The organism is Paenibacillus oryziterrae (assembly GCF_042610485.1).
Lineage (GTDB): Bacteria > Bacillota > Bacilli > Paenibacillales > Paenibacillaceae > Paenibacillus_AQ.
Genome location: NZ_JBGJZO010000012.1, coordinates 113,050 through 130,867, shown reverse-complemented (window position 1 = coordinate 130,867; position 17,818 = coordinate 113,050). Strand labels below are relative to the sequence as shown.

Genomic DNA, 17,818 nt, shown 5'->3' with positions numbered 1-17,818 from the left:
AAGATAAATATGTCCTTATTTCTTCAGCTGCGCGTCGATTGCTGCCGCTGCATGTTGCAGCGCCTGCTCCGGCGTCTGCTGCTTGTAGATCATTTTCTCAAGCTCCGCAATGAGCTTCTCATTGATGCTCCACTGCTTCACATTTCTGGGCCAATACACGACATAGTTAGCGGTTGCCGCATAGTCGCTGCGGAATTTTAGATCCGTATACGCCTTACTCTCAACGACTTTCTTGGAGCTGGGCACGTGTCCGGCTTCTGCCCACATCACGCCATGATCCACCGCCCACTTCGCGAACACGAGCGCCGCGTCCCTCTTCTCCTGCGTCATTCCGGCTTTTGCCGGAATCGCCAGGGTATGGGAATCTCCCCAAACTGCCGGATGGTCATAAATGACCGGAACCGGCACAACGCCCAGTTCCAGATTTTTATCTTTTTCAAAAGCGCCTGTTCCCCACACTCCGGTGATCAGAACAGCAGCTTCACCGTCATAGAACATTTTGAATGCATCATTGATATTGGGCGGGATAAGTTGCTGTTTATACAAGCTATCGACAAACGTCAGCGCCTGCTGCGCCTTGCTGTTGTTAAACACCGTCTGCGTCCCCTGTGCATTATAGAAACCGCCGCCGCCATCCATTTGGTTGTACAGGCTCCACCATAACCAAAGTGAGTCAATACGTGTACTCGGCAGAGCGAGCGGCGCTACGCCGGGTGGGACCGCTTTCTTAATGTTCTCCAGGAACGATATGAAACCTTCTTCCCCCGCTCCAATGACAGGTTTATCCTCAGCATCCAAAAGCCCGGCTTCCCGCAAATATTTCTTGTTATAGTAGAATACCAGCGCATGAGTATCCAGCGGAATGGCATAATGCTCGCCGCCGTACAGCGTGGATTCCACAATATTGGAATTGAACGTACCAAAATCTATACCCGATGCCTTAGCGGGTTCATCCAGCGCTTCAATATATCCGTTCTGCACAAACTGCGGTAGATTGGTAGCATGTATAATGGCCAGATCAGGGGCATTACCCGCTAAAATAGCGGTACGCAAACGTGAATAATAGTCGTCCAGCCGGGAATTGATCTGATCAATATGGATGTCATCATGCTCGCGGTTGAATTTCTCCACCAGCTCCGTCATGAACAGATTGTCTCCTCCGCTGAAAGGCGTCCAGTATTCCAGCATCACCGGCTGGGAGGCTGCCGGCTGCGGTTCTTCGGAGGAATCTGCCGAGCAGCCTCCGAGAACCGGCACGATTAATATCATTACTAAGAGTAGCAGGGACATTGCCTTCCAGCCTGCTCCTGCCGGGAATTTAGCCGTATTCATGTTGATAACGCCCCCGTCTGCCATAGTTATCTATCTGTGTTCGTTAGGCTTGTGCCACACATCCATATAATCTATACCGAAGCTGCCCTTTCTGTCAAAGACGGAAATTTCGTTGCGCCCCGCTTTAAGTTCCAGCTCCATATGGATCAGTTCTACCTCATTCCGCTCTTGAGGTTTGATAACGGCCGCCTTCTCTTTACCGCTATTTACCGAAATCCCCAGCTCCGCTCCGTCCTGAGACGGGTTGATTGCGGCTATCGAGAGAGTGTACACACCACTTTGCGGCACCTGCACATTGATGAAACGAACGGAACTACCTTCATCATACAGGCTGGCGATCGAACCGTTGGAGGCAAAAGGGTTCTCTTCCGCTTCACTACCGCCTTCCAATAACGCAGTTTCGGCTTCATAACGTGGAATTTCAATGGCGAGAATTTCAATGTTAGCTCCGGCAGTATTGAAGCTCAGTTCATTCATCCCGGATGTGAAAGGTATGGCTGTATAGGCATAACCCGTTTCATCTCCATCGATTGCCGGAAGTTCAATGGTGTAACCACCTGTTCCATTAATCAACATCTCGACCGAACCTTTAGAATCATTGGTGTTCTTGTAATGTACAAGCAAGGGAATGATCGTATCGACAGTCGACGGCAGATTCGGGAAAGTCAACCGCTCCCCTTCACTGGCTGCATCCCCGGCCCAGAAGATCCCCATTCCCGAAGGGACTTCAACCGGTGTGCTGAGCGCCTGCGGTTTCCCGAAGACAGGAAGCCCTCCATCATCCCACGTAACCTTTGCAGCCCGCGCTTTACGGTTATTCCAGCCATCAGCCGCTCCGCTTGTAGCATGATAAACAATCCACTGCTCGCTGCCATCGGGCGAAGATGCGAACGAGTTATGTCCCGGCCCGAACACTCCGGCTTCTTCATCCATATTCAGAAGAGGCTGCTGTGCCTTCTCCCAGCCTGCTGGGTCCAGAGGATCGCTGCCCGGCTTTAGTGCGAGCATGCCCAGGCTATAGTAAGGTGTCCAGCTTCCTGCTCCGGAGTAGATAATAAACACCCGGTCATCCTTATGAAGAATAGAGTGACCTTCATTGATATAAGGCGGGCCGCCAGCTTTCTCCCAGTCCAGATCCGGCTCACTCAGGAGCACCCGCGGTCCGCTGATCGTCAGCGGATCGCTCATCGGCGCAATATATGTATTCTGCGCCTCGTTGACGTCACCTTCCCACCCGGACCAGACGAAATACAGCTTCTGTTCATGCTCCATAACCAGCCCGTCAATGGCCCACTTGTCGGTCTCATCTTTGATTTGTCCTTTAAACGTATAGGAACCCATCGGATCCTCGCTGTCACCCTCGAGTGCGTACATGCGGTGGTTCTCGTTCTGTCCGTTATCGGCCGCGAAATAGATATACCATTTCCCCTGTATAAACTGGATTTCCGGCGCCCAAATCTCCGCCGAATACGGGCTTTCGACCGGAGGATACCAGACTACTGCCCGCTCTGCCTGCCGGAAATCGAGTGTCCGGGACTTCATCACCATAATATCAGTCCCGTTATGGGTAAAGGTCATGTAATAATATCCAGCTTTATAAATGACACTAGGGTCAGGTGTATCGATCTCCGCCAGCGTGTTCTTGAACGTCCCTCCATGCCCGTTGTAAGCCGGCACCTCTTCACTCTTCATTTGCTGCAGCAACAAATATACTCCTCCCGCTATCAGTATTAGAAGCACTCCCGCAAGAGGCCAGATTATTTTTTTACCGCGAATATTCATCATTGCGCCCTCCTCAGGCGTTGTTCTCAAGCAGGTACACTACTTCACTCCGGCACTGGTAATGGCTTTGACAAAAGACTTCTGGCCCACAATAAAGATAATCAGCACCGGAAGCGCCGCAATGGTGGTCATCGCCATCAGCTTCCCGTAGCTTTGTGTATAACTTCCTGTCGCCATCATAGCAATACCTGCGGTAATGGTGCGCATTTCCGGTGAGGTTGTTGCATACAGCGGCCACACAAAGTCATTATAAATCCCCATAAACGTGAAGATTCCAAGCGTAGTCATAATGGAAACCGCGGAAGGCATGATAATGTTCGAGTACAGCTTCCACTTATTCACCCCGTCCATACGCGCCGCCTCTTCAATCTCTTTCGGGAAGGAGACAAAAAACTGATAGAGCAGGAATACCCCGAAAGCGCCGGCGGTTGCCGGAAGAATAAGCGCCTGATAAGTATTGATAAGTCCCAGTGTATTAAATTCGATGTACATCGGCAGAAACGTCAGCACACTTGGAATCATCAATGAGGCGATGAACATGGCGAGCAACGTGCGCCGCAGCGGCAGGTCATTAAGGCGTGCCAATGCGAACGCAGCCATGGAGTCGATCAGCAGCACGATAGCCGTTCCTACAATACCTACAGATAAGGAATTAATGATCCAGCGTAAGATCGGAGTATTCATAAGCTCTCCGCTGAGGCCCTGGACAAAATTATCTACCGTCGGCTTGCGCGGGAAAAAGTTCATCCGGCCGGAGAGCGCTTCAAAATCATTTTTAAAAGCCGTAGAGATCATCCATACCAGCGGCAGCAGGATAACAATAGCGATCAGGACAGCCAGCAGAAGGAGGCCTGCTTTTTTTGTTTTTGCCATTTATACCTTCTCCTTCCGGTTGGTAATTCGAAATTGAACGACGGAGATCACCATGATGAGCAACGCCATTAGAATAGCCATGGCTGAGGCTGATCCTACATCCTTGCGCACAAAGGCCTGATCCAGAACATTAATGAGCAGCACCTTGGTCGTGCTTCCGGGACCTCCCCGTGTAAGCAGGAACGGCTGGGCGTAAATGTTAAAAGAGGCGATCGTCGAGGTAATCATCACGAAGAGCATCACCGGTCGGATCGAAGGCAGTGTAATGGATGTGAACTTATTCCATGCGTTCGCACCGTCAATGGATGCCGCTTCATAATAATCCTCCGGCACCTCGTTCAGGGCATTAACGAAAATAATCATGTTGAACCCGATTGTCCACCAGAGTGTTGTAATCACGAGTGCAATCCACACCCAAGGAGTCGCTGTCAGCCATGGCACGCTTGCAATCCCAAACTTCATCAGCAGGCTGTTCAGAAATCCGGCATTGGTGTCAAACATCATTAGCCAGATGACCGCCATAACGGAAGCCGACAGTGCATAGGGCAGGAAATAGAACGTCCGGAACCAAGTACGGAGTTTACCCGGCAGTGCATTAACTAACATGGCCAGCGCCAAGCCCACAAAGATCAATAGCGGCACAGAATAGATCACAAACTGTATTGTTGTCCATAACCCGCCGAAGAAAATACTATTCTCATACGTTCCGGGTGTGAAAATCGTTATATAATTTCGCAATCCCACAAAAGCATGCTCTGTCGACAAAAGCTCAAAATCCTGAAGGCTGATGACCACACCATACAAGATCGGAAAGAGCAAGAACAGTCCGAAGGCAGCCAAATAGGGAAGTATGAACAAAAATGAGGTCAAACGGGACGTCCATGTGTTCTTCAAAAGGGTTCCTCCATTTCTTCAATTACTGGGGGTTAAACGGAAAGGCGGGAAGCACAAGTAACGCTTCCCGCCCCCTGGTTCAACCGGCGTCCAATAAATGAACCTTATTTCATTGCCTGGCGGGATTTGGCCACCGCATCGTCCATTGCCTGCTGTGGTGATTTTTTGCCAAGAATGGCATTGCTCAGTTCAGACCATACCGGTTCAATAATCGTACCCCAATTCAATACATTTGGAGCAAATTGAACGGATGTGAAGCTTTGGGATACAGTGTTCTGGAACTCCAGTGCCTTAAATTCTGCACTCTCCAGTACTTTGTTGGAGGCTACTGCCTGCCCGGATTCAGCCCAGTCCAGAGAGTTGCCGGATACATATTTCAGGAAATCGCCGATACCTGCCAATGTATTGCTGTCTGTAACAGCCTTCGGTACTACAAATCCGTGTGAACCGGCATAAATGGCTTGTTTCGCTTTACCAATCTGAGGCATCACGGCAACGCCGTAATTGAGGCCTGCTTCATCGAACTGTGATTTCATCCATGGACCGTTAAATTGGATGGCGTTCTTGCCTTGCAAGAACAATGTATTCTCTCCATCCTGCTGCACATTGGCTGGTGAGACGCCTTTGTCTACCATGCCGCGCAACCACTCAACCATTTCAACAGCCTCCGGTGAATTGTAGGCTACATCAGTGCCATTCCACAGTTCACCGCCATTTTGCCATACGAGGGAAGGAAAGATAAATTGTTGCGGCCACAAGGTTGGCACCACATAACCGTATACTCCTTTGGATTTATCGGTCAGCTTCTCAACGGCTGCGTCGAACTCCGCCCGATTTGTTGGAGGAGCAGTAATTCCTGCTTTTTCGAACAAATCTTTGTTGTAGTACATTACAACTGGATGGATATCGAGTGGAATGGTATACAGCTTACTGTCGATCGTCGCATATTTAACCGGTGCTTCCGCAAAGTCTGCAGAGTTGATGCCTGCGGCTACCGCCAATTCATCCACAGGCTGCAGTTGCTCCTTGCTCTGATAAGTCGGCACCTGATCCACATGCATAATCATTAGATCCGGACGTTCCTTCCCGGTGCTAAGAGCCACGTCCAGCTGCTTGTAATACTCACCGTTCGGTTGAATAACGAATTTAACCTTGTATTGATCCTGTGAACTGTTATATTTATCGACGATCTTCTTCATGAACGGGCCATCCGAGCCCGAGAATGGCGACCAGAACAATATTTCCGTCTTTTTGCCGCTTGTGCTGCCGCCAGTGTCCCCTTGGGCTTCATTGGTACTGTTGCCACTGTTACCACCGTTACCACCGTTACCACTGTTGCTGTTGTTACCTCCGCAAGCGGTTACAGTTAACACGACAAGCATAATCATGAGCAGAATTCCCGTTGTTTTGCGTAATGTTTTTTTCATCTGTTTGCTCCCCTTTACCGATGATTCAAAGATGAATTCTTTGATAGCTTTATGTTAAGTCATGGGGGAGATCAAAAAAATGTCGTCAGTTTAGGAGAAGTGGACATTTTTACAGGTCCATTTTATTGAAAAGCGAATACGTCCATGCAGTCGATTTCGGCATAATTGCTATTCTTTATGAAACGGATCGTGTTGCCCCCTGCATTTAAATATACCTTCGCTGTGGAAATGCCCCAGTTGTTCCAGCCGGAATAAGCAACGTAGAAGTTCGACCCGGCACCGCCGTTCACGGATAAGGTATGAATTGCCCAAGGTTGGCCGCTGGTCCCGTTATCATTCCGTACGGCCAGAACATAGTAGCCGGCGGAGGCTACACTGACGGTAAATTGTACATAACTGTTGCTGTTATCGATATAACCAACCTTCACTCCGCCCGATGCACTGGACTCCCCAACTGCAGCCGGACCATTCGCGAGGGCAGCACTCTCTGCCTCATACCGCTCTCTGGACGGCTCACCGGAAGGCTTCACGATCGGAGTATTAGGATTCACTGGAGCTCCCAAATTGGGCGTATTGTCAGCATTCCAGCTAAACTTCTGGGTCCGCACATTGCGCGTCCAGCCCGCTCCCTGCCATCTTGCGGCGTGATAGACAATCCAATCCTCGCTGCCGTCCGGCGACTTGGTGAAGCTATGGTGTCCAGGGCCATATACCCCATTCCCGCTGGCAAAAATCGGAGTACTCTTCTTCGTCCAGGAAGCTGCGTTCAGCAGATTGGATGAGCTTCCCGCAGTTACGAGGCCCAGACAATAATTATCGGTCCAGCTTCCGCTTGCGGAATAGACCAGACTGACCGTGCTGCCGCGGACGATAACCTCCGGCCCTTCATTGACCTGCGGCGTAGTGTTAGTCTCCCAGCTATAGGTTGGTGTGGCGATCCGGGTGCGGGCAGAACTGATAGTCCATGGATTGCTCATCTGCGCGATATACAGATTCTGCTTGTCATTTGTCGTCCCTTCCCAGCCGGACCAGATGAAGTAACGGTTTGAACCCAGGGTCAATACCGTACCATCGATCGCCCAGCGGTCTGTAGAGTCTGTGATTTTCCCTTTAAAAGTCCAGCTTCCGCTGAAGGGATTGCTGCTTGTGTTCTCCAGTACATACATGCGGTGATTCTCATTGCTTCCGTTATCTGCTGCAAAATAGATATACCACTTGCCGTCCAGATAATGAATTTCGGGAGCCCATATATTAGAACTGTACATCGTGCCGCTAGGAGGCGTCCAAACGACTTGACTATCTCCTGTATCTACTCCGCTGATTGACTTCGAACGCCAGATCGTAACGTTGTTACCTGTGGTTTGGGTGTAGTAATAATAACCGTCCGTATGCTTGTAAATCCATGGATCGGCGCCATCCTGCTTAATGACATTGTAGAAGTTAGACACCGGTGCTGCAGAAGCGTTCCAGGCAAATTGCGGTATCAGCAGCATAACAGCCAGTAATAAAACAACTTGCTTTACCCAAAATTTTCTCATTCCTAAACCTCCTTTGGTTGTCGGCAGCCATTGCGAACACTTTGGCTCACTAGTTCTGACGGAATAATACGCTTATATTTTAAGTTGAATGATTAAGCGCTTACATGACATTTATTTGGAACTTGCGGTCATTTGTTACGGATCATTAAAGAGAGAGAGAGGATTCCGGCAACTGCACCGGGTGTGGGAAGCTCCGCACCTCACAGCCCGGTAACAGGCTATAACAGGGTGAATAACTGGCTTGAAGTGCAGGAAAACTTCCTGAAATCCTAATTGGAAATCCCCGGTGTCCTGAATAAAAAAAAGTGACCCTGCCGCATCGGCAGGGTCAAGTCGTATATTAAAGGGGGGTATGGGATAACTATAATCCCCTAAGCTTAAAATTATATGAACCCTAGCTAAGGATTATATTAATTTCAGCCTAAATTTTGAATTTATCAACCAGCGCTTGCAGTTCTTTGGCGCTGTGGGAGTTCTCATCCGCCATCTTGACTTCCTCGAATGTCTTCTCCACGATTTCAGAGGTCTTCACAGCAATATCCGTAACTCCTGTAGCTCCCTCGTTCACTGTAGCAGCCACTTCATTGATAGCAATAGCAATGCTGGAGACCGTCGTGCTTAAATGATCGGAAGCCTTCTCGAACTCCTCCATCAGCTCATTGATCGTAGAAGCATCACTATTGTATTGACGGCTAACTTCCTCCAGCTTCTTATAGTCGGCAAGTACATTCTGATCCACAAAGGTCAGGATCGCTTCAGAATTCTCTTTCATGAGCTCTACAGAATCGTAGACGCCTTTGACAACGCCTTGAATACCTGCGGCTGTCGTCGACGATTTCTCAGCAAGCTTTCGGATCTCTCCAGCCACTACCGCGAAACCTCTTCCCGCTTCTCCCGCACGTGCCGCTTCAATCGCAGCATTCAATGCCAGCAGGTTCGTCTGACTTGTAATGGATAAGATAGTATCTGCAAGTACATTGATTTCGGAAATGGAATTGGACTGTTCGATCGCCTGCTCCATTTTTACACGGACAGATTCATAGATCTCTTTTGCATTTCTCGATGATTCAAGGGCATCACTCTGCAGCGCCAAAGCCCGCTCTGTAATTTGATCCGAAACCTCAGCACCCTCTTTAACCTTGCTTGAGATGGTGATGACATTGGAGTCAATTTCGTGGATAGCCGCTGTCATTTCCTGTGTAGAAGCAGCTGTCTCCTCCATACCTGCAGATAACTGCTCTGCAGTTGCTGCGTTGTCATGCGCATTTTCACGTACATCAACAGCCAGCCGCTCGAGTCCCTCAGCATTATCCAGCACTCTGCCTGAGATGGTAATCAAACTACCCGCTGTCTCACGAAGCACCGCTCGAGTCCGGAACATCGCCTTGGCAATAATACCTGTCTCGTCTTTATTTTTCACCAAATATTCATACTGCATGTCATACTTCAAATCCAGCTCTGCAGTCTTGTTAATTAGCTCAGTCAGTTTGATAATTGGTTTGGTGATCTTCCCCGATACAAACAGCCCAATTAGTAATGTAACCACAAGGCTTGCGAGGCCGAGAAAAATAATGAACGAAGTCATATCTGTGACAGGTTTCATTATTTCTTTCACATCTCCGGTGAGGACGAGTGTCCAGTTCGTTAATGGCAGTACAGTGTATGCTGCCTTTTTATTTGCACCCTTAAAGTTATATTTAACAATGTTGTCAGCAGGCTTCTGTCCAGCCATTACTTGTGCCACTACAGCCTTAATCTGTGCATTCTCAACCGGCAGCCCAATCTTCGCTTTATCCGGGTGAAACAGCATAATGCCTTTCTCATCTACAAGATATGCATAAGAACTTGGTGCATTGGCTACATGAGCACTGTCGAGATATTTAATAATACTATTCGCCAGAACGGCTGAGGCTACAAAACCGATCATTTTGCCGTTATCCATAACCGGATGGGCAAATACGAGTACAAAAGCTCCCGTTGATTTGGACTTCAAGGTTTCACTGACTACGGGTCCGGCTGTAGCAATAGAATTCTTGGTATAATTCCGTTCGCTTACATCTACATCTAAAAGCTTGATATCGCTATCTGCCTTAATAATACCCTTCATGTCCACGACGAACGTGTGCTCAAGATTGCCGGCATCTTTTACAATGCCCTGAAGTTTGGTATTAACTTCGGTCTGTAGCTCATCCCCTTTAGTAAGTTCCCCGTCTGCCGATTTAGTCAGCAGGTCGACAATCTCGCTTTCAGCAGCAATTAGTTGGATGCTCCGTTTCTCTTTGTCAATCATACTCTCAATAGTTTCTGCCTTATTGTCATTAACTTGCTTCATTGAAGTCTCGGTAAGGCCCATCATAGAATCTGTTGACTTGTTGTAAGTAAAGGCCCCCATTACCAAGGTGGAAATCAGTGTTAGTGCGATCATCATTAGCGATAATTTTGTCCGAATTTTCATATCTCTCTACATCCTTCCGCCTTATCTCCAGTCCCTAACATCCTGTAATGAACTTTTGATAAATGCAATATCCATTATTATGTTTAATATCGGTTAATAAATTGTAATAGTGAATATTGCTGGTCGAAAGTTTGAAAAAAATATCGGATTTTGTCGAAATATAAAATTTTAACATTTACAATTACTGGTTCTTATTCAAGACCCTTCGTCTCTGACCAAGTGATAACGAAATTATTGTAGCCCTTCAGGGTCGGCGAAGTCTTCCCTTGAATCATTACAGGGCTCACTCCTCCAAGCAATCCGGTGATATTAATCGACTTGTCCGAAATCTGTTGTGTACTTTCGCTTATCCTCTTAATGCGGACGTATTCCTTGTACACAAAACCCATGGTGCTTATCGTTTCTTGCGTTGTGTATTCTATGGTTGCTGTCCGGATACCATTTATCACTTTGTCCTCCGATTTGGTAATCACCGCATCAAAGGCTACCGGAAAGTCAACCGGCAGATTCACCGGCCGCTTCAGGACGACATAATTCCCGATCTTCACCTTTGATGTCACCGGATCGTAAGTTACCGGCACACTCAGCGCATCCGCAATGGCCCGTGTAGGCAAGTAGGTAAGTCCTCCGTATGTAATGGGCACCAGTTTTTTTCCGTTTCCATCCTTAAGTGTATACGGATTGCCGTTCACCTCGATCGTGAGGCCGTGATTCAGGTAGGCTTTGATCTGCTCCAGCTTGCTTCCTGCATATACACCGGCCGATCCGGTTCCCAGCATACCGAACACGGTCAATCCGATGATCCACTTGTTCTTCATATTATCCTCTCCAGTCCTTGGATTATGGGTTTTAATATATTTAAACCCATTTGAAGCGGTGCAAATCGGAGTAGGCCAGTAGGGAGAGTAACTGCGGTGAATGTTTGGGCTTTCGGCCGCTGTTGTCTTCGGATTTCCTGAATTATACCGCTCACGCGGTTGAAATCCGAAGACAAAGGCGGTCGCTGGCGCTCCTACAGCTCCAAAATTCCCCTCCGTCACTCCCACTGGCCTATCCAAAGAGAGAAGGCAATATCCAGGTGGAAGATTGCTGCGCTCCTTCCACAAAAACAAAAACAACCAATAATCAAAATCAAAATCAAAATCAAAAACACAAACACAAACAAAAACATAAACAAAAAAACAAAGCCTTATCCAACCTCTTACTTTAACCGCTCCGCGGCATTTAAAAGCAAAGCCACTGTTTACTTTCTATAACCTCAATAAATAAACCGCAAGCCTCCAAATGGAAGTCTTGCGGTTTAATAAGTGCGATTTAATGTTATTCCACACGCACTACATGCTCACAATGTGAACCATGTACGATGTTATAGAATGATGACTGGTTGAACCCTGTGCAGAACCTCAAAGCATTTTACTGCCTATACACCCTGCGGGAACAACGCATCCAAAGCGGGACATGGCTGCTTATCCAGGAACTTGGCCAGTGGTGCAGGCATGTTGCTGTACAGTTCATTCAATGAAGTTCCATTATAAATGTTACCGATAATGACCGGATGGCATAGCTCAGAGATCAGGATATCCCCGTTCCCATGCAGATGAAGCTGCTTTTTCCCTTCGATGCAGTGCGGGAAATACACACCGGGCTGTTCTTCGAAGCCAAGCGCCTCCATGAAGCGGTCCATGCAGGTGAAATAAAGCGTAGTATCCTCTTTTTTACGGGCAATCAGCTCATTGACTGCATTCTTGAGCTGCTCACGTGCTGCAATAGCCTTCCAGCCGGTGTGGTCCATGATGATGCTATTCTGGATCTCATGCGTCCGGACCCCCATCGAATAGACATGGTCGCTGATTTCTTTCATGTTATCCTGGGTTTCACTGAACAGCAACGTTTCCAGCACTGTATCCACCTTAGTCGCGGCGAACATGGTAATATTCTCTCTGATCTTCGTATAAACGGTTGGATGGATATTGTAGTACTTGGAGAAGGACTCGGCATCCGTGAAGTTGAAGGAAATATGTATGGTCGTAAGTCCTGCTTCCACAAGCTGATTGATACGCTCTTCGGTCAGCAGACTGCCGTTGGAGTTGAGCTGGGTTTGAATACCCCGGGACGAGCAGTAAGCCACGATCTCGACGCAGTCCTGGAATTTCAGTGTTACTTCACCGCCGGACAAGCGTACTCTTTTCAGATGCGGCAGCTCTCCGAGAATCCGGATAACCTCTTTGGCGTTGATGCTCTGTCCATCGTTTCTATTGTAGGCGCAACAGTAGTCGCAGCGGAAATTGCAGTTTGAGGTAACTCCAATCTCGAGCCCTTCCAGCTCATAAGTTAGCGGTTTGTTTAGTTCCAGTGATTTATATTTCATACGTATTGAAATCCTCCTACAGCAGATATTGTTGGTAACAAGGGTGTAACCTGAATATTATAAAGGTTTGGGCAGCAGGTTTATATGATTTTTATAGCTGCCCGGCGCACCCCTTACTCAATATCTGATAAAAACTACTCTTCTCCCCTCAGGAACATCCTTCCCGGCACATAGATAAACCGTTCTCCTCTGGCCATCACATGAAACTTCTGCTCCGGAAAATGCTTATACATATAATCTACGAAATACCCCGGATTCTCGTAATTCCCGGCAAAAAGATCATAATGGAGCGGTATGACGGTCTCAAAACCGGCTGCATACGTATACTCCGCCGCTTCCCGGTAATTCATATTACCGACAATATTGCGTTCATTGCGGAAGTAATCACGGCCGTTAATCGGCAGCATCGCCAGATCAATCGAATGGCTCTTCACCGACTGAATAAGCTCAGGGAACAGCACCGTGTCTCCGGCATGATATAGTGTTACACCGTTTAACTGAAGGATATATCCCACATAGTACGGGTTGCCCTCTGCGTCGGTATCCCTGCTCTCATGGGCGGCTGCCACTGGGAATACCTTAAGTTTAGAGCGGAAAGAATGCCAAGTCTCCACTTCAGCCTTGAGGTATTGCTCTTCCTTGACACCTAGCTCCAGAAGTTGTGGTCTGCATATAACTGGAGCCATGATCTTCATTGAAGGATTATTGTGAACCATGTGCGGGATTGAACCTCGGTCCAAGTGGTCGGAGTGGTCATGTGTAATCAGGCACACATCGGCTCCGGTAATATCTTCGGGCTGGATTGGAGGCGGAAAATTCCGGTCGGGGTTCTCTGACACATAGGGATCAATGTACACTGTAACCCCGTCTCCCTTGATAATTACACTTTCCTGTCCCAAGAACCATATTGCTAGCGTGCCAAAAGGGACTTCAGTGCGGCGTACTTCTTCAATGAGTTGTTTGCCTTTGATTTCATTCGGAACATTCATATGATGTTACCGCCTTTCTAGTTATACCATTCTAAAGCTCTACTGATTTCTTCATTTGCGTCCATGCGGGCTGTCCGATAATTCCGAGCCTCCAGATCGCAATGCCTTTGAGATCATAACGTTTAGCAAGGCCGATCTTGATATTTACAGAGCTTTCATCCTCACTGGCAAGGGAAATACCCAGCACCAGTTTATCCTTAGTGGTCTGCTTCAGTGCCAGCCGGATAGCTTCATCTACCTTATTCACCGGTTCCGGACTTTTCTCATCTCCATAGGCATAAGCCATGATGATCAGTTCATCGGCAACCGTGCCTAGTGTCTTGTAATCATACCCTGAATACGAGCTGTTCAGCGGATGCAGAATGACGCCAAGCTTAAGTCCCGACTGACGCGCCTGCTCCGACAGCTTCTTCACAAACCCGTTATAATCGGCACGGGCCTTGGCTGTGTCACCGCTCATTCCCAGCCCTTCCAGATCAAGCATAATGCCCTGGAAGCCCTTTTGTGTTGCAGTGTCCACGATTCCGGCAATGGTCCGGGCCTGAAGTTCCATATCCTCCAGATTCTTGGTCAGCTCCAGCTTGCCGTCAACCGAATAGACCATCAAATAAGGAGTAGTTCCGCTTTGGGCGGCACCGGATACGATAGAATCGGGAGTCACAGCTCCTGCTGCCTGCGGCCATCTATAATCCTCCCCCTGAGTGGTGAATTCACCGCTCCGGTCAATCCGGCTCCAGCCAAACGCAGCCGCGTCAAAGCTCGGAAGCAGGGCGTACTCGTCATAAGAAGCAAGGGCATAAAAGCCCAGCGTGTACATATCTTTTTTCGGGGAGGTAATGGACACGGTTTGGGAGGGCTGATCCCAGGCTACCGCTGCACCAAACTGCGTACCGAAGAAGCTGAGCGGAACCATTGTTGAATTATTGATTGTCCGCGGAGCCATAGTCAGTTCCACCGCCGTTCCGTTAACCAAGGCTTTTTTATTTCCAAGCGTCAGCTCTACTTTCTTGATGACAGTACCCTCAGTTCTCGTAGCCGTAATCTTCTTCAGTTTCTGATTCCATTCCACAGAGATGTCAAGCGCGTCAGAAATGGTACGGAACGGCACCATGGTTGTTCCTTTGATCACCACTGGTGCTTCTGAAAAAGGCAGCGGGTATCCATCTAGTACAATACTTACACCCGCTGGTTTGGCTGCTGCATGTACGTCAATCCCTTGTCCAGTCGCCGTACCTCCAAGCACTATGGCAGAGCATAAAATAATTTTCCCCAAAGTCTTCATCGTGAATCTCCTTTTCTCCCAAATTGGACTATTCATCTCTCTCATATTAACAAAATAGATATTATTAGCAAATTAATAGATTGTAACCATATCTTCAGCCAGGCAAAAAACGCTGCCTCGCAAAACAGGAGGCAGCGTTTAAACGATACATAATTGACAGCAGCCGCAGAACGTCGAACGTCCCGCGGCTGCTGTGTATCAACTCGAATTTCATAGTAGTGGAGCTTAAAGACTATCCCGTAACTTTAGCAGTAGCTGCCTGGACGAACCGGGTCAAGGCTACTTCGAGTATCGATCTTGGGCATGCCAGATTTATGCGCAAATAACCTTCACCCTCCGAGCCATACACCGATCCTTCGTTAAAAGCGACCTTAGCTTCCTCATACATCAGTTTCTTTAAGGCTACCGTATCCAGATTAAATGCTCGGCAGTCTACCCACAGCAGATAGGAAGCCTCCGGCGCCATTACCTTCACTTGTGGTAAATGCTCGGACAGGTAGCTGATGGCGAAATCGGCATTCCCCGAAACATACTCCACAAGCTCATCCAACCATTCCCCGCCCTCACGGTATGCCGCCTCTACTGCATCATGTGCGAAGAAACTGGCCATATGAATACTCAGTGCTTTTACCCGCTGTTCAAATTTCCGCTTGATCGAAGGGTTGGAAGCAACGATGAAGGATGTTTGCAGCCCCGGCAGATTAAACGTCTTCGTCGCGGCAAGTGTCGTCAGTATGATATCCGCCAGTTCCTCTGAAAGCGATGCAAAAGGAATGTGCGTATAGCCGGAGAGCGCCAGATCGCAATGGATTTCATCTGAAATTACAGTAACACCGTAATCGAGGCATAATTGTCCAAGCCGCAGTAGCTCATCCCGCTCCCAGACGCGGCCGCCCGGATTGTGCGGACTGCAGAGCAGCAGCAGCTTCGCGCCGCCCTTCATCAGGCCCTCCAGATGATCATAATCCATCTCATAACGTCCGTCCCGCAGGATTAGCGGGTTCTTGGCAACCTTCCGTCCGTTCATCTGGATGACATCATAGAAAGGATAATACACCGGCGATTGCAAAATAACCTCACTTCCCGGTTCGCTGAACAGCTCTACCGAGAGGCTTAGGGAGGTTACGATCCCGGGGGAGTCCGTGATCCATTCCGGTTTCAGCTTCCAGCCGTGTCTTTGCTCATACCACGAAATAATGGCCCGCTGGTAAGCTTCGCTTCCAACACTGTACCCGTAAATTCCGTGCTCCGCCCGGCGCAGAATGGCTTCTTTTACAGCGGGAGGACTTTCAAAATCCATATCGGCAACCCATAAAGGCATAATATCCTTATCACCGAACAACTTCTCGGTTTGGTCCCATTTATAGGATCGGGTATTGCGGCGGTCAATGACGGCATCAAAATTATACTTCAACTAAAGTCACCTCGTCCTCTCTGCTTTAACGTATTCATGTATTGTAACACACAAACGGCAGACCAAGGAGAGGCTTGGTCTGCCGTTTTTTTAGTTGCTGCAGGTTTGAGGTTTACGGATGGCGTTGCCAACCTTCACCAGAATTTCGGACATGGAATCCGGATCATTGACGTCATACTCATCGATATTCAGACGAAGCACCGGACAAGCTTTGAACTCATTGATCCAGATGGAATATCTGCCGTGCATCTGTTCCCAATAGGAGACATCCGTCTGAATCTCCATTTCACGGCCGCGCTCGTTAATCCGGTTCAGGATAGACGGCAGGCTGCCTTCGATGTAGATCAGCACGTCAGGATGCGGGAAGTACGGTGTCATCACCATTGCTTCATACAGACTCGTGTAAGTCTCGTAATCCGTTTTGGACATGGTGCCTTGGTCCGCATGCATCTTGGCAAAAATCCCGGTATCTTCATAAATGGAACGGTCCTGAACGAACCCACCGCCCATTTCGAACATTTTCTTCTGCTCCTTGAAACGCTCAGCAAGGAAATAGATTTGCAGATGGAAGCTCCATCTTTCGAAATCATGATAGAACTTTTCAAGATATGGATTGTGGTCAACCTGCTCCAGCGACGTTTGGAAATTCAAACGCTGTGCCAGCGCACCTGTCAGTGTCGATTTGCCGACACCCACTGTTCCGGCGACAGTGATCAAGGCATTGTCCGGAATGTTAAAACGGTTCATTGGATAAACTCCTTTACGCTGGAAGCAATTTCGGCGAAATGTTCTTTGTTCTCCACAAAGTCAATTTCATTTCCATTTATCGTTATAATTCGGGTTGACGGCTCGCGGCTAGCCAGGGAGGCCATCGCTTCATCATAATCTGTAATCAATTGCTGTAAATAGGCGGTGTCCATCGCATCCTCGAAGGTGCGCCCGCGTTTCTCAATCCGCTTCAGCAGCGTTTCAAGATCGGCACGGATATAAATAATGACGTTTGGCTTCGGCAGATCATCGGTCAGTACATGATAAATTTCACGGTATTTGTCCCGCTTGGTTCCTTTTAATGTACGTTCACTGAAAATCAAATTCTTATAAATATGATAGTCAGAGATCACAGGGTTACCTTTATCTATGTAATGCATCACGGTATCCTCAAGCTGCTTGTACCGGTTACAGAGAAAAAACATCTCAAGCTGGAAGCTCCAGTCGTCCATATTCCGGTAAAACTTATCGAGAAACGGATTCTCTTCTACAATCTCCTTGATAATCGGCATTTCAAATTCGGTGGACAGCATAGTAGCCAGCGTCGTTTTCCCGGCTCCTATCGGACCCTCCACGGCAATAAATGGTGCGTGTTTCATTGATGCTGATATCCTCCTCAGGTAAGGCACTCTATAAAAAACAGACTGAATTATTGTATCACAGGGGGAGATTCGTGTGGACAACTTTTTTCTGCAT

General features: G+C 48.1%; 14 protein-coding genes. All 14 read right to left on the bottom strand.

Going from position 1 to position 17,818, the window contains the following annotated elements; all coding sequences use genetic code 11:
• Positions 1-15 precede the first annotated feature (15 nt).
• Entirely contained in the window at positions 16-1,332 is a 1,317-nt protein-coding gene (locus tag ACAN55_RS14555; RefSeq protein ID WP_379133979.1) for an ABC transporter substrate-binding protein, read from the bottom strand.
• A 30-nt stretch (positions 1,333-1,362) separates the two neighbouring features.
• Positions 1,363-3,114 carry a family 43 glycosylhydrolase gene (locus tag ACAN55_RS14550; RefSeq protein WP_379133975.1) on the bottom strand — a complete coding sequence of 584 codons (1,752 nt, stop codon included), beginning with the start codon at positions 3,112-3,114 and terminating at the stop codon, positions 1,363-1,365.
• A 39-nt stretch (positions 3,115-3,153) separates the two neighbouring features.
• Positions 3,154-3,987 carry a carbohydrate ABC transporter permease gene (locus ACAN55_RS14545; RefSeq protein ID WP_379133972.1) on the bottom strand — a complete coding sequence of 278 codons (834 nt, stop codon included), beginning with the start codon at positions 3,985-3,987 and terminating at the stop codon, positions 3,154-3,156.
• Complete coding sequence (locus ACAN55_RS14540; RefSeq protein WP_379133969.1) at positions 3,988-4,881, bottom strand: carbohydrate ABC transporter permease; 894 nt, start codon at positions 4,879-4,881, stop codon at positions 3,988-3,990.
• 104 nt (positions 4,882-4,985) lie between these two features.
• Positions 4,986-6,308 (bottom strand): ABC transporter substrate-binding protein, encoded by a 1,323-nt coding sequence (locus ACAN55_RS14535; protein WP_379133967.1) that lies wholly within the window; start codon positions 6,306-6,308, stop codon positions 4,986-4,988.
• Positions 6,309-6,430: 122 nt separating this feature from the next.
• Positions 6,431-7,846, bottom strand: a complete 1,416-nt coding sequence (locus ACAN55_RS14530) for a family 43 glycosylhydrolase (protein WP_379133964.1) — start codon at positions 7,844-7,846, stop codon at positions 6,431-6,433.
• 421 nt (positions 7,847-8,267) lie between these two features.
• Positions 8,268-10,301, bottom strand: a complete 2,034-nt coding sequence (locus ACAN55_RS14525) for a methyl-accepting chemotaxis protein (RefSeq protein ID WP_379133962.1) — start codon at positions 10,299-10,301, stop codon at positions 8,268-8,270.
• Positions 10,302-10,492: 191 nt separating this feature from the next.
• The gene (locus tag ACAN55_RS14520; protein WP_379133959.1) at positions 10,493-11,119 is read right to left on the bottom strand and encodes a stalk domain-containing protein; all 627 of its coding nucleotides are present in this window, start codon (positions 11,117-11,119) and stop codon (positions 10,493-10,495) included.
• Positions 11,120-11,721: 602 nt separating this feature from the next.
• Positions 11,722-12,681 carry a radical SAM protein gene (locus ACAN55_RS14515; protein ID WP_379134003.1) on the bottom strand — a complete coding sequence of 320 codons (960 nt, stop codon included), beginning with the start codon at positions 12,679-12,681 and terminating at the stop codon, positions 11,722-11,724.
• A 122-nt stretch (positions 12,682-12,803) separates the two neighbouring features.
• Positions 12,804-13,658, bottom strand: coding sequence for an MBL fold metallo-hydrolase (locus tag ACAN55_RS14510; protein ID WP_379133957.1), 855 nt, complete (start codon positions 13,656-13,658; stop codon positions 12,804-12,806).
• Between the two features lie 31 nt (positions 13,659-13,689).
• Positions 13,690-14,940 carry a stalk domain-containing protein gene (locus ACAN55_RS14505; RefSeq protein WP_379133954.1) on the bottom strand — a complete coding sequence of 417 codons (1,251 nt, stop codon included), beginning with the start codon at positions 14,938-14,940 and terminating at the stop codon, positions 13,690-13,692.
• 232 nt (positions 14,941-15,172) lie between these two features.
• Positions 15,173-16,354 (bottom strand): MalY/PatB family protein, encoded by a 1,182-nt coding sequence (locus ACAN55_RS14500; protein ID WP_379133951.1) that lies wholly within the window; start codon positions 16,352-16,354, stop codon positions 15,173-15,175.
• A gap of 90 nt (positions 16,355-16,444) precedes the next feature.
• Positions 16,445-17,101 (bottom strand): deoxynucleoside kinase, encoded by a 657-nt coding sequence (locus ACAN55_RS14495; protein ID WP_379133948.1) that lies wholly within the window; start codon positions 17,099-17,101, stop codon positions 16,445-16,447.
• Positions 17,098-17,721 carry a deoxynucleoside kinase gene (locus tag ACAN55_RS14490; RefSeq protein ID WP_379133946.1) on the bottom strand — a complete coding sequence of 208 codons (624 nt, stop codon included), beginning with the start codon at positions 17,719-17,721 and terminating at the stop codon, positions 17,098-17,100. The genes ACAN55_RS14495 and ACAN55_RS14490 overlap by 4 nt, the downstream gene beginning before the upstream one ends.
• Positions 17,722-17,818 lie beyond the last annotated feature (97 nt).